This is a genomic window from Roseovarius ramblicola, from assembly GCF_042430665.1.
GTDB classification, from domain to species: domain Bacteria; phylum Pseudomonadota; class Alphaproteobacteria; order Rhodobacterales; family Rhodobacteraceae; genus Roseovarius; species Roseovarius ramblicola.
In genome coordinates, this window is record NZ_JBHMEC010000011.1 from 1 (window position 1) to 23,227 (window position 23,227).

General features: G+C 63.5%; 24 protein-coding genes, 1 tRNA gene and 2 pseudogenes. 10 read left to right on the plus strand and 17 right to left on the minus strand.

Annotation, left to right across the window (positions count from 1 at the left end):
• Positions 1-63: 63 nt before the first annotated feature.
• Together ACFFU4_RS07005 and ACFFU4_RS07010 are read left to right on the plus strand one after the other, a co-directional pair.
• Positions 64-300, plus strand: a pseudogene (locus ACFFU4_RS07005) (IS110 family transposase); the annotation flags it as partial.
• A gap of 148 nt (positions 301-448) precedes the next feature.
• Positions 449-1,645: an IS256 family transposase gene (locus ACFFU4_RS07010; RefSeq protein ID WP_377068480.1), complete on the plus strand. Its 1,197-nt coding sequence runs from the start codon at positions 449-451 to the stop codon at positions 1,643-1,645.
• 465 nt (positions 1,646-2,110) lie between these two features.
• Here the strand turns inward: ACFFU4_RS07010 and ACFFU4_RS07015 are convergent.
• Positions 2,111-2,874, minus strand: a protein-coding gene (locus ACFFU4_RS07015) for an IS5 family transposase (protein ID WP_377068482.1) whose coding sequence is annotated in 2 segments (ribosomal slippage) — positions 2,111-2,551 and positions 2,554-2,874 — 762 coding nt in all. Because the reading frame shifts where the segments join, the coding sequence is not laid out codon by codon here.
• Positions 2,875-3,138: 264 nt separating this feature from the next.
• On the opposite strand from ACFFU4_RS07015, the gene ACFFU4_RS07020 reads away from it, so the two are divergent.
• From ACFFU4_RS07020 to ACFFU4_RS07040, 5 genes are read left to right on the plus strand one after another with little or no spacing between them, the layout of a single operon-like run.
• A complete protein-coding gene (locus ACFFU4_RS07020) occupies positions 3,139-4,407 on the plus strand; it encodes a hypothetical protein (RefSeq protein WP_377068484.1) in 1,269 nt (422 codons plus the stop codon).
• A complete protein-coding gene (locus ACFFU4_RS07025; protein ID WP_377068486.1) occupies positions 4,379-5,020 on the plus strand; it encodes a Pycsar system effector family protein in 642 nt (213 codons plus the stop codon). The genes ACFFU4_RS07020 and ACFFU4_RS07025 overlap by 29 nt, the downstream gene beginning before the upstream one ends.
• Before the next feature lie 50 nt (positions 5,021-5,070).
• Positions 5,071-6,510: an aldehyde dehydrogenase family protein gene (locus ACFFU4_RS07030; RefSeq protein ID WP_377068488.1), complete on the plus strand. Its 1,440-nt coding sequence runs from the start codon at positions 5,071-5,073 to the stop codon at positions 6,508-6,510.
• Positions 6,497-7,429, plus strand: a complete 933-nt coding sequence (locus ACFFU4_RS07035) for a 2OG-Fe(II) oxygenase family protein (protein ID WP_377068490.1) — start codon at positions 6,497-6,499, stop codon at positions 7,427-7,429. Before ACFFU4_RS07030 ends, ACFFU4_RS07035 begins: the two co-directional genes overlap by 14 nt.
• The gene (locus tag ACFFU4_RS07040) at positions 7,422-8,243 is read left to right on the plus strand and encodes a hypothetical protein (RefSeq protein WP_377068492.1); all 822 of its coding nucleotides are present in this window, start codon (positions 7,422-7,424) and stop codon (positions 8,241-8,243) included. The genes ACFFU4_RS07035 and ACFFU4_RS07040 overlap by 8 nt, the downstream gene beginning before the upstream one ends.
• Positions 8,244-8,278: 35 nt before the next feature.
• Here the strand turns inward: ACFFU4_RS07040 and ACFFU4_RS07045 are convergent.
• From ACFFU4_RS07045 to truA, 3 genes and pseudogenes are all read right to left on the minus strand, one after another.
• A pseudogene (locus ACFFU4_RS07045) lies at positions 8,279-8,524 on the minus strand (IS630 family transposase); the annotation flags it as partial.
• Between the two features lie 638 nt (positions 8,525-9,162).
• Positions 9,163-9,239, minus strand: a tRNA-Arg gene (locus ACFFU4_RS07050).
• Positions 9,240-9,280: 41 nt separating this feature from the next.
• A complete protein-coding gene (gene truA, locus ACFFU4_RS07055; RefSeq protein WP_377068494.1) occupies positions 9,281-10,051 on the minus strand; it encodes a tRNA pseudouridine(38-40) synthase TruA in 771 nt (256 codons plus the stop codon).
• 155 nt (positions 10,052-10,206) lie between these two features.
• On the opposite strand from truA, the gene ACFFU4_RS07060 reads away from it, so the two are divergent.
• The 3 genes from ACFFU4_RS07060 (at position 10,207) to ACFFU4_RS07070 (ending at position 13,186) form a co-directional block, all read left to right on the plus strand.
• The gene (locus tag ACFFU4_RS07060) at positions 10,207-11,031 is read left to right on the plus strand and encodes a sulfite exporter TauE/SafE family protein (protein WP_377068773.1); all 825 of its coding nucleotides are present in this window, start codon (positions 10,207-10,209) and stop codon (positions 11,029-11,031) included.
• Complete coding sequence (locus tag ACFFU4_RS07065) at positions 11,025-11,813, plus strand: phytanoyl-CoA dioxygenase family protein (protein ID WP_377068496.1); 789 nt, start codon at positions 11,025-11,027, stop codon at positions 11,811-11,813. Before ACFFU4_RS07060 ends, ACFFU4_RS07065 begins: the two co-directional genes overlap by 7 nt.
• A 179-nt stretch (positions 11,814-11,992) precedes the next feature.
• On the plus strand, positions 11,993-13,186 hold the full coding sequence (locus tag ACFFU4_RS07070; RefSeq protein ID WP_377068498.1) for a tyrosine-type recombinase/integrase: 1,194 nt from the start codon (positions 11,993-11,995) through the stop codon (positions 13,184-13,186).
• A 3-nt stretch (positions 13,187-13,189) separates the two neighbouring features.
• Here the strand turns inward: ACFFU4_RS07070 and ACFFU4_RS07075 are convergent, their stop codons facing one another.
• From ACFFU4_RS07075 to ACFFU4_RS07135, 13 genes are all read right to left on the minus strand, one after another.
• A complete protein-coding gene (locus ACFFU4_RS07075; protein WP_377068500.1) occupies positions 13,190-14,197 on the minus strand; it encodes a phage late control D family protein in 1,008 nt (335 codons plus the stop codon).
• Entirely contained in the window at positions 14,188-14,397 is a 210-nt protein-coding gene (locus ACFFU4_RS07080) for a tail protein X (protein WP_377068502.1), read from the minus strand. Before ACFFU4_RS07080 ends, ACFFU4_RS07075 begins: the two co-directional genes overlap by 10 nt.
• Positions 14,378-14,788: a phage tail protein gene (locus ACFFU4_RS07085; protein WP_377068504.1), complete on the minus strand. Its 411-nt coding sequence runs from the start codon at positions 14,786-14,788 to the stop codon at positions 14,378-14,380. The genes ACFFU4_RS07080 and ACFFU4_RS07085 overlap by 20 nt, the downstream gene beginning before the upstream one ends.
• Complete coding sequence (locus ACFFU4_RS07090; protein ID WP_377068506.1) at positions 14,788-16,737, minus strand: hypothetical protein; 1,950 nt, start codon at positions 16,735-16,737, stop codon at positions 14,788-14,790. Before ACFFU4_RS07090 ends, ACFFU4_RS07085 begins: the two co-directional genes overlap by 1 nt.
• Positions 16,716-16,862, minus strand: coding sequence for a hypothetical protein (locus ACFFU4_RS07095; protein WP_377068508.1), 147 nt, complete (start codon positions 16,860-16,862; stop codon positions 16,716-16,718). Before ACFFU4_RS07095 ends, ACFFU4_RS07090 begins: the two co-directional genes overlap by 22 nt.
• On the minus strand, positions 16,859-17,101 hold the full coding sequence (locus tag ACFFU4_RS07100; RefSeq protein WP_377068510.1) for a phage tail assembly protein: 243 nt from the start codon (positions 17,099-17,101) through the stop codon (positions 16,859-16,861). Before ACFFU4_RS07100 ends, ACFFU4_RS07095 begins: the two co-directional genes overlap by 4 nt.
• Before the next feature lie 9 nt (positions 17,102-17,110).
• Positions 17,111-17,617 (minus strand): phage major tail tube protein, encoded by a 507-nt coding sequence (locus ACFFU4_RS07105; RefSeq protein WP_377068512.1) that lies wholly within the window; start codon positions 17,615-17,617, stop codon positions 17,111-17,113.
• Entirely contained in the window at positions 17,617-19,152 is a 1,536-nt protein-coding gene (locus tag ACFFU4_RS07110) for a phage tail sheath subtilisin-like domain-containing protein (protein WP_377068514.1), read from the minus strand. The genes ACFFU4_RS07105 and ACFFU4_RS07110 overlap by 1 nt, the downstream gene beginning before the upstream one ends.
• Before the next feature lie 94 nt (positions 19,153-19,246).
• Entirely contained in the window at positions 19,247-20,599 is a 1,353-nt protein-coding gene (locus ACFFU4_RS07115) for a phage tail-collar fiber domain-containing protein (RefSeq protein ID WP_377068516.1), read from the minus strand.
• 12 nt (positions 20,600-20,611) lie between these two features.
• On the minus strand, positions 20,612-21,682 hold the full coding sequence (locus ACFFU4_RS07120; protein WP_377068518.1) for a phage tail protein I: 1,071 nt from the start codon (positions 21,680-21,682) through the stop codon (positions 20,612-20,614).
• Entirely contained in the window at positions 21,675-21,956 is a 282-nt protein-coding gene (locus ACFFU4_RS07125; protein ID WP_377068520.1) for a hypothetical protein, read from the minus strand. Before ACFFU4_RS07125 ends, ACFFU4_RS07120 begins: the two co-directional genes overlap by 8 nt.
• Entirely contained in the window at positions 21,949-22,848 is a 900-nt protein-coding gene (locus ACFFU4_RS07130) for a baseplate assembly protein (protein ID WP_377068522.1), read from the minus strand. Before ACFFU4_RS07130 ends, ACFFU4_RS07125 begins: the two co-directional genes overlap by 8 nt.
• Entirely contained in the window at positions 22,848-23,186 is a 339-nt protein-coding gene (locus ACFFU4_RS07135; RefSeq protein WP_377068524.1) for a GPW/gp25 family protein, read from the minus strand. Before ACFFU4_RS07135 ends, ACFFU4_RS07130 begins: the two co-directional genes overlap by 1 nt.
• Positions 23,187-23,227: the final 41 nt, after the last annotated feature.

Consider the following 23,227-nt stretch of genomic DNA (forward strand, 5'->3'; position numbering starts at 1 on the left):
GTCGAAGATCAGCAGACTGCAAATCGTAGCTTATGTCAGTGTCCGAATTTCGGGGGGTAGCTCATAAAGACCGTGGGTCTCGATTTGGCCAAGGATGTTTTTCAGGTTCACTGCGTCTCCGCGACGGGACGCCGGATCGTCAACAAGAAGATCAAGCGCGCAAAACTGCTGACATTCTTTGAGACACTACCGCGTTGCTTTGTGGGCATGGAGGCGTGCGGATCAGCCCATCATTGGGGTCGCGAGCTGCGCAAGTTAGGCCACGACGTTCGGCTCATGCCTGCAGCCTACGTCAAACCCTAGATAGTGTCCCAGGGGGTGGTGTAAGAGGCCGCGCGCGGAGCCCCCGGCGTAGCGCAGCGCGCGGCCGGTGGTGACGCTGGCGGCCACCGTCGATCTTCGGCAAAGGTTCGGGTTGCAACGCTCGAAACCAAAGACGGAGATGACGATGACCGATGAGAGAATGGCATTGCTTGAGCTGGTTGAACAGCAGGCCGACGGCGATCTCGTGCGCGAGATGCTGGCCTTTGCGGCGGACCGGATCATGGAGGCGGAGGTGGAGACGCAGACGGGCGCGGCCAAGGGTGCGCGTTCGCCCCTGCGACAAGTCCAGCGGAACGGCTACCGTGACCGGGACTGGGACACGCGTGCGGGCCGGATCCCGCTGGAAATTCCGAAGCTGCGCAAGGGCAGTTACCTGCCGAGCTTCCTCGAACCACGGCGCACGGCCGAGAAGGCGCTCGTGGCGGTGATCCAGGAAGCATACGTCCATGGCGTCTCGACGCGGTCGGTGGACGACCTGGTCAAGGCCATGGGCGCCGGCGGGATGTCGAAGAGCCAGGTCAGCCGGCTCTGCGCCGAGATCGACGAGCGTGTGAACGCGTTCCTGAACCGGCCTTTGGAGGGCGCATGGCCCTATCTCTGGCTCGATGCGACTTACGTGAAGGTCCGCGAGGGCGGCCGCATCATCAGCCGCGCCGTGATAGTGGCGGTCGCGGTCAACGAGGACGGCAAGCGCGAGGTTCTGGGTGTCGCCACCGGCCTATCCGGGGCCGAGACGTTCTGGACCGACTTCCTGCGCTCCCTGGCTGACCGCGGCCTGCGCGGCGTGAAGCTGGTCATCGCCGATGACCACAAGGGGCTGCGCGCCGCCGCGCGGCGGGGCTTCAACGCCACCCAACAGAGATGCCGGGTTCACTGGATGCGCAACGCCCTGGCCCATGCCCCGACCAAGCAGCGTATGGCGGTGGCGGCGATGCTCAAGACGATCTTCGCCCAGGAAAACAAGGCCGAAGCCGAAGCCCAGTGGGACACTGTCGCGGATGCACTCCGTGAAAAGCAGGACAAGCTCGGCACCTTCATGGACGCCTCGCGCGACGACGTTCTCGCCTACATGGACTTCCCGCGAGAGCACTGGGCCCAGATCGCCTCCACGAACCCGCTGGAGAGGGTGAACCGCGAGATCAAGCGGCGCACCGATGTCGTGGGGATCTTCCCCAACGATGACGCCATCATCAGGCTCGTCGGCGCGATCATGCTCGAGACCAACGACGAATGGACGGTCGCGCGCCGATACATGAGCCTTGAAACCCTCGCGCGCGTGAACGACACTCCAGACGTCAGGCGGCCCGCCGTGGCGTCCTGATAAGAACCCGGGCCTTCCCGAAGGTCGGCGTTCTTACACCAAGGAAAGGGGCACTATCAGGACATTCAGCCGCTGACCCCTTGCTGCGATGCCGCCCGTCGAAGCGGTCATTCGTGCATCATGCGGCATTTTCTTGGGTCAGATGGCGGCTTTGCGGGACATAGGGTGAATTCGCTGCGTTTGCGTAAGAAGCTGCTTTCGTGCGCTTTCTGGACCTTCACTTGTGATTGAACACAAGTTGCACGCCTCCGATGGGTATGACCCAGGTCCAGCGAGAAAGTCTGTCCACTCCTCCAGAAGCAGGCCGACACTCCGTTCAAGGTCCATTCAATGGGCGAATGCGGGAGGGAACAGGACCCCCGTCGAACCTTCTCTGGCTTGCTGTTGAAAATAGACATTCGGAAAATCCAGTCTACGCCATTGATTTACCAAACATTTTTACCAGGCACGCTTTAGGCTCAGGACTCATAACCAGAACATGATGGTTGCCGCGATGCAGATGGCGCTCATGAAGGTGTGGGCGCATCGGTCGTAGCGCATGGAGATGCGGCGCCAGTCCTTGAGGCGTCCGAACATGCGTTCGACGAGGTTGCGGCGCTTGTAGACGTCGGCATTGTAGTCGACGGGCTCGATACGGTTCGCACGGGGCGGGATGCACGGGGCGATGTCGCAGTCCCGCAGTGCGTCGCGAAGCCAGTCCGCATCATATCCCCGGTCTGCGATCAGGGTCGTGGCTTCGGGCGGCAGGTGCTCGAAGATGTGTTTCGCGCCTTCATAATCGCTGACCTGCCCCTCGGTCAGGAGCAATATCAAGGGCTTGCCGTCGCCATCGCAGACCGCGTGCAGCTTTGAATTCAGCCCGCCCTTGGTCCGCCCGATGCGCCGCGGAGCAGCCCCTTTTTTGCAAGGCTCGCCGCGGTGCGGTGTGCCTTGAGGTGCGTGGCGTCGATCATCACCGTGTCCGCCGCTGTGCTCTCGGAAGCGAGTTCCGCGAATATCCTGTCGAACACACCCGCCGCGGACCACCGCACGAAGCGATTGTAGAGCGTCTTGTGCGGCCCGTAGACCGGCGGCGCATCCTTCCACATCAGACCGTTCCGGATCACGTGGATGATGCCCGAGATCACCCGCCGGTCATCGACCCTCGGCACACCGCGTGGCTTGTTCGGCAACAGCGGCTGAAGGCGGGCAAATTGCTTGTCAGAGAGCCAGAAGTGGTGGTCGGACATGGACAACTCCCAACATTTGGGAGCTTGAATCACACCTCAACCGCCATGGGAATCCCGCTTATGGGTCCTGAGCCTAGTGCCGCCCGACGTGCTCGTTTAAGTCCGGCAGGTCGGAGCTTTGCGCGACATCGCCTGTCGAACGCCGCCTTCAGAGCAGGCTCTCTGCGCCGCATACAGACTAGCGGTTTACCAAGTTTGCACTTGCGAAGGGATGGGGCATCTTCTAAAATTTTGGGGGTAATTGACTCGGGGACGGTCACGATTTTGAACGAAGCAAAGCCTGGCGCCGCTAACGTTTACGCCTCCCAACTACTTACAAAGGAGTTAGGATTTCCTGTTGAGTTCGATACGAACTTAAGCCCGATTGTGTCACAATGGTCCGAAACATGTTCAGAAATGAAATCTCGGACAAATGCAATCAAGAATTTTTTTTCAGGCACGATTTCTTTCGCTATATCAAGCACTCTGTCTGCCGACCAACTTCCGCTTCGTTCGCTGCTATTGGGCGGCCGTGAACACGGCGGATTTGATCTTGCGGCTCATAGAGCCATGGCAGAAAATGTGTCTCTTATACCAAAGTCGTATCGCACCGACGAACCTGTCCCCGGTAAAATTGCGGAAATACAATGTCCAGGTTCCGTATGGGCGGAGTACTGCATTGCGCTAGATGCCTTCGATAGAAACGCAGGAGATGCCTATGTCAGAAGGCTCCATAGACATTTATTTGAAGCGAACCGCGCAAGCACAGCACATCATTTACTAGACAACTCGTCCCGCCCACTTACAAGCCTCTATCTCATCCAAAGACTGAGGCGTACATGCCATGTATCATTCTTTGGGTTTGACAAAATAACGGATCGAGAATGTCGTCTAGTACGTTCCCATTCATTCAAAGGCTTGGTTTCTCAGAACATCTTTTCCGACCGCCTTGCTGCCGCAGCTAAAGACGAAGTAGTATTTGACTATCCACCAACGCAGATTTTTGATCAAAAGCTACCCCTTGCGCTACCATTTCATCCCCTTACGAAGCACTACTACTCCGACGATATAAGGAAACATATAGCTCCGACCTATCTGCTTTCCTCTGACCTCAATTTTTTCACTGGTACCGAGAAATTATCCCTTGATAGTGTAATGTCGTGGCCGCGGCAGCGCCGGCCTTATGTTCTAAAGTATGCAGGCCAAGACACGACTCGCAACTGGGGGTCTCGAGCCGTATTTATGCTGAACCGCTTTTCCAAAAGGGCTTGGGCGAATATACGGGATCGAATTGTATCAGATCTCCAACGTGGCGAGCCTTGGATTGTGCAGGAAGATCTGTCTAGAAAACAATCTATGCAGCCTGTTTTGGGTGGATATGACACAGGACAAAATTCGCCTAATTTAGCTTACGAAAAGTCGTCTATTTTTGTCGCAGGTGATGTTACTGTCGGCGCCGCAACAATGTATCGAAAGACATCTCTGGTGCATGGCCAGCAAGATACAATTCTGCGGGCCTATACCATTGAAGCTGCTGGAGCGAAAAATGCATAGTGAGCAAGACAGTGATGAGCCTCTCGCGATGCAAACCGATGATCCTCTCGCAGTGAAAGACCTTAACGCGGCGCTTAATTTCACCTACCACATTATCGATACGCACTTTAGTACCTTTTCGTACACTGACACGAAGCTGCAAGCTCTTCTCACCATTAGCTCCCTGTTCTTGGCGGGTGGTACATTTGTGATGAGAAGCTTTGACATTCAATCAGGCGCTCCTCTTATTCTCGGCGTTATAGCAGCAGCCCTATTGATTGTTTCAATCATGCTTTGCGTTTGGCACGTTACGCCAAAAATGAACTCAGGCATCGGAAATGAGATAAATCCACGGTCAGCGATCGGTACATCTAATAGATCTAAGGAAGAGTATCAAAAAATTATCTTCGGGCTGACTAAGGAAGAAATGTTACAGCACAACTGTAATCAAATAAGTGGACTATCGAGGATCAATACTCAAGGCGCTGCCGTACTGAAGGCGTCTTCATCAGCAATCGGCTTGGCAGTAGTTCTCTTTGTGGCTTCGTTCGCGATAACAGGGCTCCCAGAGAAAGTCGAAGATACTCAGAAAGCCCCGGTCTCATTAATCACCATCAATATTGATGGTAACTAAACTTGGTGCCGCTTGGAATGCAAGGCGGTGCTGTGGCAGAGGAAACGGAAATGACGATAGATGGCAAACACTTCATAAACGGCAACTGGGCAGCCGGCACAGAGCAATCGATAACTGAAGTTGAACCGTGGGCGGGGAAGCCTATAGTTGAGTATCAACTTCCGAGCGACCAACAAATTTCCTCAGCTGTTGACAGCGCCAGTAGAGCCCAAGTTGAATGGTATGCCATTGGGACAGAAAAACGCATCCAGCATTTGCAGAATTTCATTTCCGTCCTTGAAGCGAAAAAGGATGAATTGAGTACAATTGTCGCGCAAGAAGCTGGAAAACCGTATTGGGAAGCTGAACAAGAAGTAGGTATTCTCCCCGGTAAACTCGATGCATCAATATCTGCTTACAAAAATCGCGCCCAAGATATTTTAGCGCCATCTCAGGATCCGAGCATTATCGTAAAGACAAGCTTTCGCCCACACGGCACATGCTTGGTATTGGGTCCGTATAATTTTCCGTTACACATGATGAATGGACAAGTAATTCCGGCGCTGCTTTCCGGTAATTCCGTTATTATTAAGCCCAGCGAACTAGGATGTGCCTCTGCAATTCAATACGTTGAGGCTGCGGATGAAGCGGGGCTGCCGCGAGGAGTGATCCAACTACTTCTCGGAAGTGCGGATCTTGGCAAACAGCTTGTCTGTAGCGAAGGCGTGGGCGCGGTTTTCTTTACAGGGAGCGCATCTGCTGGTCAGTCCATTCGTCAAAAATGTGCTGAGCGGAACGTCCCGTGTGCCATCGAAGCTGGTGGAAACAGCGTCCTTGTTGTGGGAGACTTCGATAATGTTGAAAAAACGTCTGATATCATTGTGAACTCTGCATTCTGGTCTGCGGGACAACGATGCAACAGCGCGCGGCATCTGCTGATCACTCAAGCCGCATATGAAAGAGGCATCATTGATGCCTTGGTAAGTAAAGTCTCCAATCTACGATCTGCAAATGACATAACCGATTCGACCGCATTTTACGGAGTGATGCGACGTGAAGACGACATTTCACGACTAGCGGACTACACGGCAAAGCTGACGGAGAGTGCGGACGATGTCATTTTTGGGACACAAATCTCCCCGATGGAGTCGATCGTTCCTTTCATCGTGAGAATGCCAACGCAGCTCCCGTTGGAGCAAGAAGAACAGATGGGACCGGTGCTTCAAGTGCGAATTGTGGCCGACCTTCAACAAGCGATCGAAGTCGCAAACAGCGTCGAATTGCGCCTCACTGCAGGGCTGCTGAGCCGGTCCCGAGATGAGTACAACGAATTCTCGCGCATGGCCGAGTTCGGTAACATTGTATGGAATTGTCCGACGGCAAACGCAAGCGGCTATGCTTCGTTTGGGGGACGTGGTGATAGCGGCAACTCTCGCCCTGCGGGCTATTTAGCAATCGACTTTTGCGTCACTCCAGTATCCGAATTCATGGTACCCGATGGCACAGCATAGTCAGCATCGCGAGGATTTTCAGACTCATGGCTTCTCTCGAATCAATTTAAGCCCCGCAGAAATCAAGCTTTTTCGCGCTGGAGTTAAGGCAGCCCGCGATCTCCACGCAGCGGATAATGGCGAGCGTGCAAGGTTAGGCCTTGGAACAGTGTTTGGAATGCGTGGCTATACTGGCTATGAATTACAACCGACAAAGCATCTGTCAGCAGCCGAGAAGGAACGTCGGTACTATTCATTTGAGTACGGCCACGAGGACCAAAACCAGTCGGATGAGTTGTCGGAGTTTCTGCGCGCAGCTAATATCTGGCCGGACCAAAACGACTTACACAAGAACATTTGTATCGAAATGCAGGCCTTGATGAAAGATGTCGCAGTAGACGTGATACTTCAGGTGGCGCGGCAAAGTGAAGCCAAGATACGGGAGATGTTCGCTTTCCCTTCCGGAAATACGCGCCTTCTCCGCTATAGCGGGGCAACTGACGATAACATTCCATATCATCATGACTATGAGTTTGTCACACTTATTTACAGCACTTCCCCATCTCTCCTAGTAAAACACGCTGGTGAGACCATTCGAGCCAATGAGAGCGAAGAAAGCCTGATTGTTCTTCCTGGCGATGCCTTAGCGCGCTTATCAGGCGGCGAGATCAAAGCAACTGTCCATGGAGCCGCGCCCCGGTCAGAACGCTTCTCCATAGTGTACTTTCTGTGTAGCGGTGCCAATGTATGGCTGAGTGCCAAAGGCGATATATGTCATCATGGAAGTGCTGGGGCGGCCTTTTCTCCAGCGGAGCACTTGGCGGGAATGCACCTTGCGAATAATGCAGTACTAAGAAAAATTTGTAGATCGCCGTATCTGCAGTCCTTAATACCAGCAGGAAAGAGTAATCCTTTCTTGGCGAGCGGGATCGATGATTAAACTGAGTGCGGTTGAGAAAACTGCGTTACTTACAGCTTGCAAGCGCAGAGAAATCGATCCGACGACGTACTCGCGCCTTTCGCAACTATTTCCAGATCTGATTGTGGAGGTAGACGATCACATTGAACATGACGATATCTATTCGTTGGAGTTACAAATCCGCCAAATCCTAATTGAGGAAGCTGTATTGAAAGTTGGTGGGGACGTGATCGTTGAACTTGGATGTGGTTTGTCGTCGCTGGGACGCGATGTAGGAAACACGCTCGATGCAGATGTTTTGGAGGTTGATCTACCGGGAATTATGGAGATTAGGGAAAGGGCTTTTTCTCATACCCATTCCGACAAAATTAAATTATTGTCCGGCGATGTTTTGAACGGTCAGCTTTGGAAAAGTGTTCGTGAGGCTGTCCCCAAAGGGGCCCGCGTCTGCGTGGTCTGTGAAGGTTTGCTTCGCTACTTTCCCATGAACGAAAAAAGATTTATTGCTGAGAAGGTTTTTGATCTTACTTTGGCTGATGGCTTTTGGATATCGTGCGACGTGACTCTTACGGAAATGCTGAAAGTAGAAAGTTCCAATCCGGATATTAGAGATCGGGAGTTGGCGAGTACTGTTCTGGCCGGAGCAAGTAACAACTCTTTCGCGTCAAAGGCCGACTGCATTTCATTTTTCGCTGGCCTTGGGTTTTCTGTTGATTTGCTTTCCGCAGTCGACGCTTTGCCTTCACTTCTAAAGCACCTTCCCCGTTGTTCTTATGAAGACATTTTGGAAGCATCTAGGTTCGTGAATATATTGACGATGACAAACTCCCAATGAAAAGTTATGAACTAGTGTTCCGAGTCTGACATTTGCTACCGCTTTCCCCTGATTTCATCGAGGGCATCAAGCGCGCGGCGCTCACGGGTGATGATGTCTTCGGCGGTCTTGCTCCAGACGAAGGGCTTCGGCTTTGCGTTGTGCAGCAGGAGGTAGTCGTAGATCGCGCCCTCCAGGTCGTCGACGTTGGACTAACTGCCGCGCCGGATGCGCTTCGACGTGATCTCTGCGAAGAAGCGTTCGAGGAGGTTCAGCCAGGACGCACTGGTCGGTGTGAAGTGGGCCTCGCCGTCGTCTTCGTCGTCGCCGGATCCGTCAGCGCTGCCGACAGGCTCACGCGCCTTGATGTCGTAGCCGGTCAAGGTGATCCCGCGCAGGTCGACGTTTTCCGCCGGGACCCCGTCGAGGCGGTTTGCCAGCAGCTTCGAGAAGGCCGCGAAGTTCTCCATCTCCAGATCCCCGAGGTCGATGAGCTGCGCCGCGGCCCCAGTCTATGCCTCGAGTGTCGGCTGTGGGCCGTTCGTGTATTCGAGCGCGCCACGGGTGCAGTTTACTTGGCCGGATCCCTTAATCGGTCTTCCCGTCGTGCGCATCTCGGCCGTCGTGCCTCTTAACCCGAAGCGATGATGACGCCTCGACGCGTGGAATTTCGTCATCACCAGCCGACTCGCTGTATGTCAGGAGTCCATGAGGACAGAACGGTTTGGCTTGAGAGGCTCGCGGCAACGCTCAGACCTTGGGCTTACAGAAAACTCCCGCCGTTTTTCCTCTTAGACGAGGCGCATATAGAATATCTAATATTATCAGTATCTTGTTAATATTATACGCGGCCATGCAGATTTACACTTGACACGGTGTGCAGCAAAAAACGCCATTTTGCGCACCCATATGCCCCATCGACATTAAGTCCTTGAAACAATGGCGATCCCGCGAGGACTCGAACCCCGAACCTGCTGATTAGAAGTCAGCTGCTCTATCCTGTTGAGCTACGGGACCGCTCGCCGCCTCTTAGCGCGCGGGACGGGCGAGATCAAAACCTATTCGCCGAACGGATCGTCCGCGTAGATCACCCGCGCCAGATACAGCCCGTCGGGCGGGGCCACGGGGCCGCAGGCGGCGCGGTCGCGCGCCTCGCGCGCATCCCGGACCCGGTCGGGCGGCCACGCGCCCGCCCCCACCCGCTCCAGCGTCCCCACCATGCTGCGCACCTGGTTGTGCAGGAACGACCGCGCGGCGAAGCGGAGGTGGATTTCCGGCCCTGTCGGCGTCTCCACCTCGGCCATCCCGACCGCGTCGAGCGTCTTGACCGGGCTCTTCGCCTGGCAGATCGAGGCGCGGAAGGTGGTGAAATCGTGATGGCCCGCCAGATGCGCCGCGCCCGCCCGCATCGCCGCGAGATCGAGCGCGCGGCGCAGGTGCCAGACGCGCCCCGCCTCGATGGCGGGCGGCGCGCGGCGCGCCACGATCCGGTAGAGATAGCGCCGCCCGGTGGCCGAAAAGCGCGCGTGCCAGTCCCCCTCGACGCGCGCGCAGGCGGTGATCGCGACCGGCAGGGGCCGCAGGTGGTAATTGAGCGCCTCCGACAGGCGGAACGGCTCCCAGTCCCGCGCCAGATCGCAGTGCGCCACCTGTCCCAGCGCGTGCACGCCCGCATCGGTGCGCCCGGCGGCGGCGATGGTGTGCGGCCCCGGCTCCAGCCTTGCCAGAGCGCGCTCGATCTCGCCCTGCACGGTCACCTGGTCGGCCTGCCGCTGCCACCCGGCGAACATCCCGCCGTGATATTCCACCCTGAGCGCATAGCGCGGCATCGCCGCTCCTTTCCCGTTCCCCTGTCCGGGCGGCATCCTTGGCGCGAAACACCGTCCCGGGGCAAGCCGTTTCTGCGCCTTTCCCCTGCCGCGCGCGCGGTGTAAGCCGGGACCAGAGCGCATCACCGTACCGGAGCCCGCCCATGCCCATCGCCCTGCCCGACACCGCCCTGCTGCTGCAAATGCTGGCCCTGCTGGCGGTGATTGGCGCCTTTGCCGGGGTGCTGGCGGGGCTCTTGGGCGTGGGCGGCGGGATCGTGCTGGTGCCCGCCTTCTTCTACGCCTTCCAGACGCTGGGCTATGACGGCCCGCAACTGATGCAGATCTGCCTCGCCACCTCGCTGGCCACGATCATCGTCACCTCGGTGCGCTCGGTGCTGAGCCACCATGCCAAGGGCGCGGTGGACTGGGCAATCCTGCGCGGCTGGGCGCCGGGGATCGCGGCCGGCGCGGTGCTGGGCGTGCTGGTGGCGGCGTCGCTGCGCTCCACCACGCTGCAGGGGCTCTTCGGCGCGCTTGGCGTGGTGATCGGGCTCTATCTCGGGCTGGGGCGCGCGCATTGGCGGCTGGGCCCGGTGATGCCCGGCGGGCTGCGGCGGCTGGTGCTGGCCCCGCTGGTGGGCTTCCTGTCGGTGCTGATGGGGATCGGCGGCGGCAGCTTCGGTGTGCCGCTGATGAGCCTCTATGGCGTCGCCATCCACCGCGCCGTGGCCACCGCGGCGGGCTTCGGCGTGACCATCGCGCTGCCCTCTGTGATCGGGTTCCTGTTCCTGACGATCGACCCGGCAAACCGCCCGCCGCTCACCTTCGGCGCGGTCAACCTCGTGGCCTTTGCCGTCGTCGTCGCCATGACGCTGATCACCGCGCCTGTCGGCGTGCGCCTCGCCCACGCGATGGACCCGAAACCGCTTCGCCGCGTCTTTGCCGTGTTCCTGATGCTGGTGGCGCTCAACATGCTGCGCAAGGCGCTGGGATGGTAGCCGGGTTCGCCGGGAAGGGCTGGGCGATCTTCCCGCCCGAGCCCGGTGTCCAGGCATGGGCGCGCGCCGCCCGCAACGCGGCGCGCGTGCGCATGGCCGAGCCCGAACGACGGCAGGCGGGGCTGGCCTGCGAGGGGACGTGGTTCGTCGGCCTCGACTGTCTGCCCAACGACGCGGCGGGATGCGTGGCGGGCGTACCGCTCATCGGGGCGGCGCGGCGTGCCGCCGACGCCCTCGCCGGGCCGCTGCCGCTGCACGCGGGGCAGGTCTCGGTGGTCTGGCCGGGCTATCCGCGCCCGCGCGCGGGCGAGGGACCGGCCGCCTTCCGCTACCGGCAAAAGCGCGACGCCGCCCATGTCGACGGGCTGCTGCCCATCGGGCCCGAGCGGCGGCGGATGCTGCGCGAGCGCCACGCCTGGCTGCTGGGCCTGCCGCTGACCGAGGTGGGCGCGGGCGCGAGCCCGCTGGTCGTGTGGGAGGGCAGCCACCACCTGATGCGCCGCGCCTTCGCCGCCGCGCTCGACGGCATCGACCCGCGCGATTGGGCGGATGTGGACCTGACCGGAACCTACCAGGCGGCACGGCGCGAGGCGTTCGAGACCTGCCGCCGCGTCGCCCTTGTGGCCCCGCCCGGTGGCGCCATGCTGATGCACCGAATGATATTGCACGGGATCGCGCCGTGGCGCGAGGGGGCCACCGCGCCGCCCGAGGGCCGCATGGTGGCCTATTTCCGCCCCGATTTTCCCGACGAGGCGCGCGACGACTGGCTCACCGCGCCCTGAGCCGGGCGCTGGTGCGGGTGAAGTGCCTGCAACACGCGTCCGATGCGGCCCAATCCAGTTGACCCCGCCCAGCGCGCGCTCGTATCGTCACCGGGAGCCTGTCCGATGCTGTCGCGCGAAGGTCGGGCCGGGATGACGCAATCCCGCGTCGTGGTGGCGGACCAGGTGGCGGACCGAGCATGGGGCAGTTGAGCGCAGTCGCGATTCGGAAGTCGGGACCAGGTCGCCTCGGCGATGGTCGCGGGCTCGAACTGCACAAGGGCACAGGCAAGACCGGCAAATGGGTCTGGCGCTACTCGCTGGGTGGGCGGCGCAGGCAGATGGGGCTCGGCACGTGGCCCGACGTGAGCCTCGCCGACGCGCGCGCCCAGCGCGACAGGTGGGCCTCGGTGCTCGCTCAGGGCCGCGATCCGATCACCGAGCGACAGGCCGCAATCGAGGCTGCGCGCGCTGAGATCGAGCGGGACGACCCGACACTCGAGACGCTGGCGCGCGAGGTCCTCGAGGCGCGCTCCGCGACGCTGCGCAACGAGGGCAAGGCCGGGCGGTGGCTGTCGCCTCTTGAGCGGCACGTGTTCCCGAAGATCGGGCGCGCGCCGATCAGCACCCTGCGCCAGCACGACATCAAGGCGGCGCTCGAGCGCATCTGGCGGACCAAGCACCCGACGGCGACCAAGGCGATCCAGCGCCTGCGAATCGTGTTTCGCCAGGGCAAGCTGATGGGCTACGAGTGCGACGAGTTCACGGTCGATGCGGCGCAGCACATGCTCGGCGCGGTGATCCACACGCCAGAGCCGATTCCGGCTACGCCATGGCAAGACATCCCCGACCTGTTCGAGCGACTCGAGGGGCGCGGCACCACCGCCGCCTGCCTGCGCTTCATGATGCTGACGCTGGTGCGCGCCTCGGGTTGCCGCGGCGCGCGATTTGACGAAATCGAGAACGGGATTTGGACCGTGCCGGCAGCCCGCATGAAGGGACAGGAGGGCAAGGTGCGGGAATTCCGGGTGCCGCTGTCCGACGCCGCACTCGAGATCGTCGAGGCGCGGAAGGCGCTGGGCGGCGACTACCTCTTCGCAGTCGCGAACGGCAATCCGGTGAGCGATTCCGGGCTGTCCAAGCTCATGCGCGACATGGGCGAGGCCGGACGGCCGCACGGGTTCCGCACCAGCTTCCGAACGTGGGTGCAGGACACCGACGCGGCCCCCTGGGATGTGTCCGAGACGATCCTCGCCCACACCATCGGCGGGAGGGTCGAGCGCAGCTATGCGCGATCCGACATGCTCGAGCGGCGGCGCCCGGTGATGCAGGCCTGGGCGGACTATGTGACCGGCGTCGAGAGCGGCGCGAACGTGGTGCGGCTGGAAAGATGAACCCTACTCCGGCACCTCGGCCGTGACGCTGCACCGATACCCGCCGTTGCCGAGATCGTGCACCGCGCGGGTGATCAGCCACTCGCCGTCCACGCCATCGCGAAAGCCGGTCAGGCGCAGCCGCGCCTCGGCCACGATGTCCGGATCACCGGGCAGCCGGACCGAGAGTTGCGACCCGGCGCGCTGCGAGCGGCGGAACTCGGCATCGGCGGCGGCGCGTGCCGTGTCCGCGTCGGGATAGCGTCGGGAAAGCCGACGGGCCGGGTCGCCCTCTCCCGCCACCACCTCGACGTCGCGCGCGGCGTCGCGATCGCGCCAGACGGCGACGACGCGGCCCGCCGGTGCGCGCAGGGATCGCGACATGCGCCAGCTCGTCACGTCGCGCGGGCGCAGCTCGATCACCGGCATGGCCGCGCCGCCGGTGGTCAGGCTTTCGCCGCGGCGCGCCAGCACGATGCGCCCGCCGCCCGGCTTGAGGATGGCGTCACGCTCGCGCGCGAGGCGGGTCAGCAGGGCGATGTCGCTCTCGTCGATCTGGTCGATATGCGGCAGGGCCACCGCCGCGAGGCTAGCCGAGACGGCGGGCGAGAGCCCGTGCTCTCCGGCCACCTTTGCCGCGAGATCGCCGAGCGTCGTGCCCTTTGCCCAGGACCGGGTCTTGTGCTCGGTGAGCGCGGTCTTGCCGCCGGTGGTCTGGCCGTGGACCGAGGCGGTGGCGCTGATGCGCATCATGTCGGGCGGGCCGGACACCTCGACGCTGTCGGCGATATAAAGTCCCATGTCGCGCAGGCGGAAGCGATAGCCCAGCGCGACCTCGATCTCGGCGCCAGGCGGCGGGATTTCGAGGCGCTGCAGCGGCAGGTGGTCGGTGAGGGTGATCGAGACCGCGTCCGATTCCACCCCGGCGACGTCGGTCAGCGTGAGCGCAGACAGCCGCGACGCGATCAGCGAGGTGATGTTGTCGCCGTCGACGGTGACGCGGAACGCGGGCTCCCAGTCGCTCAGCCCCATAGCCGCACGCTCGCCGCGCCCTCCGGCTCGGGGATGTCGGGCAGCGCGATGCGGATCCCGGCGGGCAGGACCGGCCCGAGATCGGCCAGCCCCGGATTGGCCTCGAGCACCGCCTCGACCAATCCGTCATTCTGGCGCCCGTAGTGCTGCCAGACGACGCGGTCGACCACGTCGCCGTCCCTAGAACGGTAGTAAAGCACGCAAGCCTCCATCGTATCGGCGCAGGCGCAGGTCGAATTCCTGCCGCCGGGGCGCGCCGTCGCCCCGGAACACGGCCTGCGCCTCGCGCACGCCCTCGACCACCCAGAGACCGAGCACGCGGCCCTGCCCCGAGACGAGGGGCAGCGGCACGCCGAGAAGGGCCTGCAGGCGCATCAGGCCCGGCTGCCCGTCGCCGCCGCGATACTCGGGATAGATCACCCCGCGCAGATCGATGCTCTCGCGGCCGAGCCCGGTGAACTGAAGCGCGTCGGCCGTGCCCACGCGGCTCTGCGCCGCCCATTTGTAGGTCGCGGTGCGCGACAGCGACTGATAGGCGGCGCTGTCAACGCCGAACTGGAACGCGCCGAGCTGCAGCATCACGTCGGCCATCAGCCCGCCCCCCCGTATTGGCCGAAGCCGGTCACCGGATCGAACAGCGCGCGCTCTTCGGCATCGCGGCGCAGCCGGTCGATCTCCTCGGCCACCTCGCGGGCGCTCACCCCCTGGGCGTTGACCGTGATGTTCTGCGTGATCTGCGCACCGGACCGCACGGCCTGCTGCGCCACCGCCGCGCCGCGCTGCACGACGGACTCGGCCAGCGCCGCCATCCGCTCGAGCTGGCGGTTGTTGGCGATGAACCCGCCCTGCGTCGGGAACATGGCCTCGGGCCCGTTTTCGCCCACGAGCAGCGCGCGGCCCGCCGCAAAGGCCCCGCCGATCGCGCGCTTGACCGGCCTGCCCTCACCCGTGACCGGATTGAAGGTGTTGGCCGGCGCATCGTCGCCGCCACCGAACAGGCTACCCACGGCGTTGACCGCCGCCGCCCCCTTGTCGCGCAGAAAGGTCAGCCCCTTCACCACCGGCTCGATCTTTTGCCAGAGCCAGTCGAACTTTTCGCCCAGCCACTCCATCACCGCGCCGAGGCCGGATTTCACCGTTTGCCAGCCCTCGACGATGGCGCCACCCGCGCTCTTGAGGTTGTCGATCACTGGCTTCACATGGCTCTCCCATGCCTGACTGAAGGCGTCTCCCACCTTGCGCCACGTCCGCTGGAAAAACGCGCTGATCTCGTCCCAATTTTCGACCACTGTCAGGGCCGCCGCGGCAAGCAGGCCGATGATGATGCCAATCGGGGTCGACGCAAAGGCGGCACCGATGAACTTGGCCGCGAAGAAGCCTCCGATGATGGTCCCGGCATTCTCGAAGCCGCCCATCAGCTCGCCCACCTTGGCGACGGCCTTGCCGATCGGGCGGGCGACATCTGCCAGACCCTTGCCAAATTCGGCCACCTTTTCGATCAGGCCACCTATCTTGGGCACGACGCGCTCCACACCGTCCGCGAAGTCGCTCGCGAAAGCCTTAACCTCCTCGCGGTTTTCGAGCATGAAGCTGGAGAATTGCTTCATCGCGTCCCCGACGACGGGCATGAGCTCCGAGCCGATCGTGTTCTTGAGCCCGCCGACAACCGCCTGAAAGTCCGTCAGGCGGTCCTGGAAGGTTTCGCCGCCGCGAACGGTAACCTCGTCCAGGACCTCGCCTACATTTCGCGCCTCCTTGCCCAGATCGGCCATGCCGTCCGACCCTTCGGCCAGAAGGTTGAGCATCTTCTGGCCGCCGCGCGAGAACAGGTCCGCCGTGAGCGCGTTGCGCAGCGCCGGGTCGGCGATCTCGTTCATGCGGTCGGCAATGAGCCCGAGCTGCTGCTCGGTATCGAGGGCGCTCACCTCTTCGGCGGTCAGCCCGAGGGTTTCCAGCGCCTTCACGGCCTCGCCGGTGCCCTCCTTTGCTTCGCCGAGGCGCTTCGTGAACGCCTCGAGCGACTTCGTAAAGGTGCTCTCGTCGATGCCGGACCTGTCGGCGGCAAACCGAAGTTCCTGGAACGCCTCAACACCGACCCCGAGCCGGTCGGCCGTTTTCGCGATCTGGTCTCCGGCCTTGGCGGTGCTGTTGGCGACACCAAAGATGGCGGCGCTCGCCCCGCCGACCACGATGCTCGATGTGCGCGCCAGCCGGCCGACGTCGCGGACGGTGCCGCGCATCGCATCGCCGACGCGGCGCGACGTCTTTACGGCCCGCTCCCACTTTTCCTGCTTACTACGCAGCGTGTCGAGCTGACGTCCGAGATCTTCATACTCGCGGTCGAGATCATCGACCGCGCGGCCCTCTTTCTCGAGCACCTTGCGCTGGCGCGACAGCTCGCGCTGGCGGTCGGCGACGCGCTTGATTTCGTCGCCCACCGAGTCGAGACCGGCGCGCAGCACGTTGAAGTTGCGCTTCACCGTGCCCTGCAGCACGCTGCCGATGGTGATGGTGGCGTCTAGCCGTTGGTTTTTTGCCATTCCCGCACGCCTTCGATCCACCACAGGAACCGGCTGACCGGCATCGCGGCGATGTCAGACCACGGCCAGCCCGTATGCCGCGCCAACGCCAGCACCATGATCCGCAGCTCGCGCCGCGGGATCACAAAAAACCCGCGAATGCCTCCCGCATCGCGACATAAGCCTTGAGCGGCAATCGCCGGATGTCTTCGGGGCTGACCTCACACAGATTGGCAAACAGCCGCATCTCCTGCTGCGCGTCGGTGCCCCCGGATTCCTGCGCCGCCAGCTGATCATCAACCGTCGGCTCGCGCATGGTCAGGCTGGTGACCTCCTTGCCGTCGATCACGACCGGACGGTCGAATGTGATCTCTGTCTCGTTCATGTGCCCCCCTTACAGGCCCAGCGCGGCGCGGGTCGCGGCAAGCAGGTCCTCGCCATTGACGATTCGCACCATGTTCTCGAGGTCGATCTCGTGGGTGAGCACGCCGTCGTGCTCCTCGCGGTAGTAGACCGGGCGCATCGTGACGGTGAGCGCGGGCTTCTGCGCGGCGGCCCAGGTGCCGCGCTGCAGGCTGGTGATCATGCCGCGCATCCGGTGCACCACCGGCTTGACCGTGCCGTCGAAGCTCTCGAGCGCGCCGCGCACCGTCATCGGCACGCTCGCGCCCTGCCGCACACCCCATTGGGTGAGCACGTTGCGATCGTAGGAGATCAGCGCGAAGGAGGTTTCCAGCGATTCCATCCCCATCTCGATCGGGACCGGCGCGTCCATGCCGCCGCCACGGTAATCCTCGGTGGTCAACGTCAGGTCGGGCGGGCTGTACTCGTCGATCTGGCCGGCATAGCCGCGCCCGTCGACGAAGAGGTTGAGGTTCTTGAGAACGTCGCGGGCAGGCATCAGGCAAAGACCTCCTGGATGTACGTATTCACAAGCTGCGACCGGAACGTGATGTGTTCGGCCGGATAGGGCGGCGTGAAGTCGAAGTTGAAGAACACCTTGCCCTGCGCGATGTTCTCGGGCGTGTTGAGGTCCGGGTCGGGCCAGCACCGCCCACCGAGGATCGCGCCCTGGGCGGTCAGGCCGCGCAGGAAGGCGTTGACGCCATCGGTGACGTCCTCGACATAGGTCTTGGTGATGTTGCGATCGACGGCCCAGAGATGCGCGCGCTGCAGGCTCTCGGCGAGGATGTCGGCGGTGCGGCGGACCGACAGGAACGCCCATTTCGGATCGGCGGCGGCGCTGCGGTTGCCCCAGAGGCGGTAGCCGTCCTGGCGGATGATCGTCGCCACCTCCTGCTCGTTGAGCAGGTTGGCCCGCGCGTTCGCGTCGCCGAGCTTGAAGTCGATCGGGCGCGCGGTCCCGAGGATGCCGCTCATGAGCCGGTTCGACGGGCTGAACCAGAAGCCGCGGTCGTTGTCGGACCGCGCGATCATGCCGCAGACCCGGGCCGAGGCGGGCTCGGTCACCGTGTCGCCGTCCGGCCCCAGCACCTCGACCCACGGGTCGACGATGAACACCCGGTCGCTGCCCCAGTCGCCACGATAGGTGATCGCCGCCTCGTCGGTGGTGTTCGGGCCGTCGGCGATGATCACTGCGCGGCCCCGGTCGGCGATCCCGACCAGCTCGGCCACCACCGGGTTGCGGGCGCTGTCGGGGCGCTGATGGGTAAAGCCCGGCGCGCACAGAATGCGCGGCGCAAAGCCCACGACGCTCTCGGCTCCGGCCAGCGCGTGCACGCCCTCGAAATTGCCGGTGCCGGAATTGACCCCGCCCACGACATTGGCCAGCGTCTCGGCCTCGTCGGCCCCCTCGGCGACGCGGACCACGATCACCACCGCGCCGATCTGGTCAAAGATGCCGTCGAGCGCGCCGGGCAGCGTGCCCTTGCGATCCCCGGTGCTGTCGAGCCCGGCGGCGCGGGTGCGGCTGCCCGCGACCAGGACCGGCGTGTTGAGCGGGAACGGCTCGGCCGCGCCACCGGAAAGCGACTGCGCGGCGAGGGTGGGCGATACGACGCCGGTGCCGTCGCTGCCCGTGCCGTTCGCGGCGGAGACGAGCGCGGCGGCGCTGGCATCCCCGTCGAGCGCGGTGATGACGTCGCCAGCGGTGCTGGTGACAACGCCACTCACGTCGGTGGCGAGGCTCACGCTGATCGCGTTGCCCGCGACCGTGACGGCAAGCGCCTGGCTGACATCGCCCGGATCGACCAGGCTGAGCGTGATCGCGTTGCCCGCGACGCCCGCCGTGACGGCGGTCAGGACGATCTCGGTGTTGATCGCGGCGCGACCGGTGGTGAGCGTGGCCGCCGTGGCGCCGGCGGCGTCGGGGGCGGTGCCCACGATGCCGATGACGCCGGTGCGGACGGTGCGAATGGGCCGGGGCCCGGTGTCGATCTCGATTACCTCGACGCCATGCAGGAATTTGTCGGCCATCATGCCCCCGTGATCTGCGCGATTTCAGGCGGGATGATGCGCGGCCCCCCGGCGGCGATCCATTGGCGGTTTTCCCTTTGGCGCGGCGCGCCCGTCAGGCCTTGATGCAGGCCAGCAGCGCAACGTTGCGCGGACGGGTCTCGTCGCCGGTCGTGCGCGCCTGCATCGGCACAGGGGGATTGCCGGCCTCGCCGACATCGAGGCCCGCGCTCCACGATCCGTCGCCGGGAATCGTGTCGCTGATATTTGTCTCGCCGGCAATCCGGAGCGCCGAGACCCTGTTCGTGGCCGCGCCCTGCGCCGTGCCCAGCGCGCGGCCGTCGTCGACGCCCCGGCCCTGATCGTGCCCGCGCAGAAACTCGCCGCGCAGGTCCGGCAGGTTGAAGGTATCCACACCGTTGCCCGCCCCGAAGAGCGTGCCGACGGCGTTGAACAGTCCGGAATAGGTGGTGCGGCTCACGGCGCGGCCGTCGGCGATCAGCCACCCGGAAGGCGCGGTGGCGCGGGCGAAATACATCACCGCCCCGGCGGGCACAGCGTTTTGCAGATCGGTCAGGCTCGGCACGCCCAGATTGTCGCGGGCGAGCGGCTTGTCGGGCACGTCCGCGAGGTTGGCGTCGCGCAGCAGCGCGGCCGGAAAGTTGGCGGCGGGCTCGTTTTGCACGAGGATGATCTCGGTGCCGGCCGTGTAGGACTGCCCCAGCGTGAGCACCGTCTCGTCCACCGGGTCTGGCTGCCACTCGTCGGCCTCGATGCCCTGCGACAGACGCTTGCCGTCGATATAGACGGCGAGGCCGAAGGTGGTCACGATCGACAGGTTGACCACGGTCTGCGCATCGGCCAGCACCTGATCCTCCTCGACGGTGTTGACGACGATGTTGGCATCGGTCGGGTCGGCCCAGACATAATCGCCGTCGGCGTTGCTGGCCTTGGTCAGCACCTGCTGCGTCGTGCCGCCGGGGATGATCGTGGCGGCGGTCATGTTGGTGACCACCCAATTCTGGGTCGCCATCGTCACGTTGGGGTCGAGGATCAGCGTCACGGTGTCGGCGTTGGTGGCCTCGAACTCGACGCGCACCAGCGTGTCGGCATAGCTGCCCTCCGCCACCTCCGGCTTGTAGGTCTCGGGCAGGTTCCCGACCGCGAAGAGCGTGCCGTCGTCGGTAAACACGCCGACCTCGCGCATCACGAATCCGCCCTCGGTCGCGGGCACGACCAGCTCGGCCGAGAAGCGCGCCGGCGCGCCCTGCGCGTCGGGCTTGAATATCCGGTTGATCGTGGCGCGGTAAACCTCACCCACCAGCGCGACCTGCGCCTCGTCGGGCGTGACGGGTGCGCCGCCGCCATCGCCCACGGCCATGTGCGTGAGGCTGACGGCAACCGACGCCTGGTCGGCATCGTACATCGCCTGCAGGCCGGCGGTGGTGTGGATCGTTGCGAAGTTCATGGTGTCCTCTCCTCAGACAATCTGGCCGCCATAGGCCACGACGATCTCGTGCCCCGTCACCGCCGCCGCGCCGACCCTCGGGCCGCCGGTCGAACAGGCGACAACCTGCACGGTATCGAGATGCGAGCGCAGCGACTTGACACGATCGACGGTCGCGAGGGCGCGCTCGATCGCGGCGAGCGACGTGACCGGCGCGTCGGGGCCGGTCTCGATCACCAGGCGGTAGGTGTAGGGCGCGCCCGGCACCTGCGCGCGGTGCCACTCGACCACGCGCGCGTCGATGGCCAGCGCGCCCAGCGCGTCGCGCACCGCGCCCGCCGTGCCCTTTTGCCGCTGGATCGCGATGGCCGTGCGGATCACGTCGCGCTTTTGTCCCTCGGGCCAGTCGGGATCCCACTGATCGACCGACAGCGCCCAGGCGAGCCATGGCAGGACGTTGGCGGGGCAGGTGTCCGGGTCCCAGACGCTGCGCACCGCGACGGCGGGCGCGCGGCCGGTCGCGGCCTCGATGGCGCGCTCCTGCGGTGTGGCGTTCGGGGGCAACAGCGATGGCTGCTCGCCCACCCCGAGATGCAGAATCAGCCGCGCGTTAAATACCGACGCGTATTTCGGCGATTTCGGCGAAATATTGGCGGCGGAAATAATTAGCTGCAAGCCGTTCAGCACGTCCCGCGCGGGAGTCCCCGCCGGGAGCCCCAGCATATTCTCAGGCCCGCCGAGGATCAGGTCTTTACGAAATACACCCGGCGGCAGTTCTCCCCATGACAACCCGACGTGATCGGCGCTCGCCCCGACGCCCGACACGAGCTGCAGCCGCTCCGCGACAATATAAGCTGACTTGACCACCGTGAGGATCAGGGTGACGCCCTGCACAGGGCTGTCGTAAAAGCTGTCTGAAGAAAGACGCGGCACCAGCACGAGGTCAGACGTGACCCCGCCAGACGCCACGAGTTCTTCAACAATTGCACCGCCGAACACTGCATCCGGATCGTCAAAATCGCTCAGAAAGACGTCGCTGAAGCGGTCTGATTCCGTCCAGCCGCCCTGGCTGCGGACCTGCAGCGGCACCGGAAAATCAGTCATTGGCCCGTGCCCGGGCCCAGCGGGCGATTGCGCGGCTGTGGGTGTTTGTTTCGATCAGGTCTGCGAACCAAACAGCTTCCTCCGGTCCAAACAGGTTGCGCATGTCCGCCAGCGCCCTCATCGGCGCCGCGAGAATGATCCCGGCAGGCGCGGTTGCGATCACCGTAACCGGCTCGTCGAGATGCTGCTGCGCCCATTCCAGGAACGGGCACGCTTCGTCATGATCCTCGAAAGCGGCGATCCATGTGCCGAGTGTGTCGCGCAGATCAAACATCGGTGCCTCCGACCGTCACGGTGACGGCGCTGACGAACGCCGCCTGACCGTCGCCCATCACGATGTCGGCCGCCGGAGAGGTCAGCGCAACGTTCTGCACGCCGGGCTGGTGCAGCGCGGCGTAGATGCCCGACAGCGTGACGTCGTAGCCCAGCCTGTGCTGGCGCGCGGCATAGGCCTGCGCCTCGGCCAGGGCGGACTGCCGCACCACCTCGGCGTCGGGGCCGGGAAAGAGCGTGAGCGCGGCCTCGATCGTGTAGGTCGTGATCGCCACGGACGTGACCGTCACCTGGTCGGTCATCGGGCGGATCGTATCGCCCGAGAGCACGGCCTGCACCGCCTCGACCAGGTCGGTGCTAGCGGTGCCGTCGCCGCTGCGCGACAGGACGTAGACCGTGACCTCGCCCGCTGCCGGGCTGACCGCCTGCGCGTCGAGCACATCCGGGTCCGCGCCCAGCGCGTGAAACTCGTAGCTGCCCCGGCTGCCGGCCGTGGTCAGCCCCTCGGGCGAAAGCTGAATGCGCCGCCGGAAATCGGAATCGCTCTCGAGTGTCGGCGGCACGGGCGGTAGCGCGTCGGGGTCGCCGGGATCGAGCACCAGCCGCGCGACGCTGTAATTGGCTCCGATCTGGTCGAGGTCCGGGCCCGCCGCGTAGGCCAGCATCACCGCCTGCGCCGCTTCGTTGATGCGCTGACGCAGCAGCGTTTCGCGCCACGCCGCCACCTCGAGCAGTTTGAACGCCGGGTCGCTCTCGACCAGCGCGTCGAAATCGGGATCGCGGGCGCGCAGATCGGCGAGCATCGCGGCGAGCACCTGCTCGAAATCGATCTCCTGCACGATGTCGGGCGGGGCGAGCTGCGTCAGATCGACGGCGGTGAATGACCCTGCCATCAGCTGACCTCGATGCCGTCGAGCGTCACGCGCTGCCCGTCGGGCAGGTAGGTGCCGATCAGCGAGATCAGGACGCGGCCCGCCGCGGGCTGCGTGGCGCTGACCTCATCGACCTCGATGCGCGGCTCCCAGGTGGCCAGCGCCTCGGCGGTCGCGGTGAACAGGTCCAGCCGGGTGGCGGCGTTGAGCGGCGCATCGACGATCTGGTAGAGCCGCGAGCCGTAATCGCGGCGCATCACGCGGGTGCCGATGGGGGTGGTCAGGATGTCGCGGATGGACTGGCGCAGATGGTCCAGCCCGGAGAGGCGTTTGCCGGTGGTGGCGTCGATCCCGTTCATGGCGCGGATACTGTGGCGCAGCCCGTGCGCGATCCATTGGC

Excerpts from the sequence above, each read along its gene's own strand:
- ACFFU4_RS07010 (WP_377068480.1), top strand. The coding sequence starts at position 449 with ATGACCGATGAGAGAATGGCATTGCTTGAGCTGGTTGAACAGCAGGCC.
- ACFFU4_RS07030 (WP_377068488.1), top strand. The coding sequence starts at position 5,071 with ATGACGATAGATGGCAAACACTTCATAAACGGCAACTGGGCAGCCGGC.
- ACFFU4_RS07035 (WP_377068490.1), top strand. The coding sequence starts at position 6,497 with ATGGCACAGCATAGTCAGCATCGCGAGGATTTTCAGACTCATGGCTTC.
- ACFFU4_RS07040 (WP_377068492.1), top strand. The coding sequence starts at position 7,422 with ATGATTAAACTGAGTGCGGTTGAGAAAACTGCGTTACTTACAGCTTGC.
- truA (WP_377068494.1), bottom strand. The coding sequence starts at position 10,051 with ATGCCGCGCTATGCGCTCAGGGTGGAATATCACGGCGGGATGTTCGCC.
- ACFFU4_RS07065 (WP_377068496.1), top strand. The coding sequence starts at position 11,025 with ATGGTAGCCGGGTTCGCCGGGAAGGGCTGGGCGATCTTCCCGCCCGAG.
- ACFFU4_RS07070 (WP_377068498.1), top strand. The coding sequence starts at position 11,993 with ATGGGGCAGTTGAGCGCAGTCGCGATTCGGAAGTCGGGACCAGGTCGC.
- ACFFU4_RS07075 (WP_377068500.1), bottom strand. The coding sequence starts at position 14,197 with ATGGGGCTGAGCGACTGGGAGCCCGCGTTCCGCGTCACCGTCGACGGC.
- ACFFU4_RS07085 (WP_377068504.1), bottom strand. The coding sequence starts at position 14,788 with ATGGCCGACGTGATGCTGCAGCTCGGCGCGTTCCAGTTCGGCGTTGAC.
- ACFFU4_RS07090 (WP_377068506.1), bottom strand. The coding sequence starts at position 16,737 with ATGGCAAAAAACCAACGGCTAGACGCCACCATCACCATCGGCAGCGTG.
- ACFFU4_RS07100 (WP_377068510.1), bottom strand. The coding sequence starts at position 17,101 with ATGAACGAGACAGAGATCACATTCGACCGTCCGGTCGTGATCGACGGC.
- ACFFU4_RS07105 (WP_377068512.1), bottom strand. The coding sequence starts at position 17,617 with ATGCCTGCCCGCGACGTTCTCAAGAACCTCAACCTCTTCGTCGACGGG.
- ACFFU4_RS07110 (WP_377068514.1), bottom strand. The coding sequence starts at position 19,152 with ATGGCCGACAAATTCCTGCATGGCGTCGAGGTAATCGAGATCGACACC.
- ACFFU4_RS07115 (WP_377068516.1), bottom strand. The coding sequence starts at position 20,599 with ATGAACTTCGCAACGATCCACACCACCGCCGGCCTGCAGGCGATGTAC.
- ACFFU4_RS07120 (WP_377068518.1), bottom strand. The coding sequence starts at position 21,682 with ATGACTGATTTTCCGGTGCCGCTGCAGGTCCGCAGCCAGGGCGGCTGG.
- ACFFU4_RS07125 (WP_377068520.1), bottom strand. The coding sequence starts at position 21,956 with ATGTTTGATCTGCGCGACACACTCGGCACATGGATCGCCGCTTTCGAG.
- ACFFU4_RS07130 (WP_377068522.1), bottom strand. The coding sequence starts at position 22,848 with ATGGCAGGGTCATTCACCGCCGTCGATCTGACGCAGCTCGCCCCGCCC.
- ACFFU4_RS07135 (WP_377068524.1), bottom strand. The coding sequence starts at position 23,186 with ATGAACGGGATCGACGCCACCACCGGCAAACGCCTCTCCGGGCTGGAC.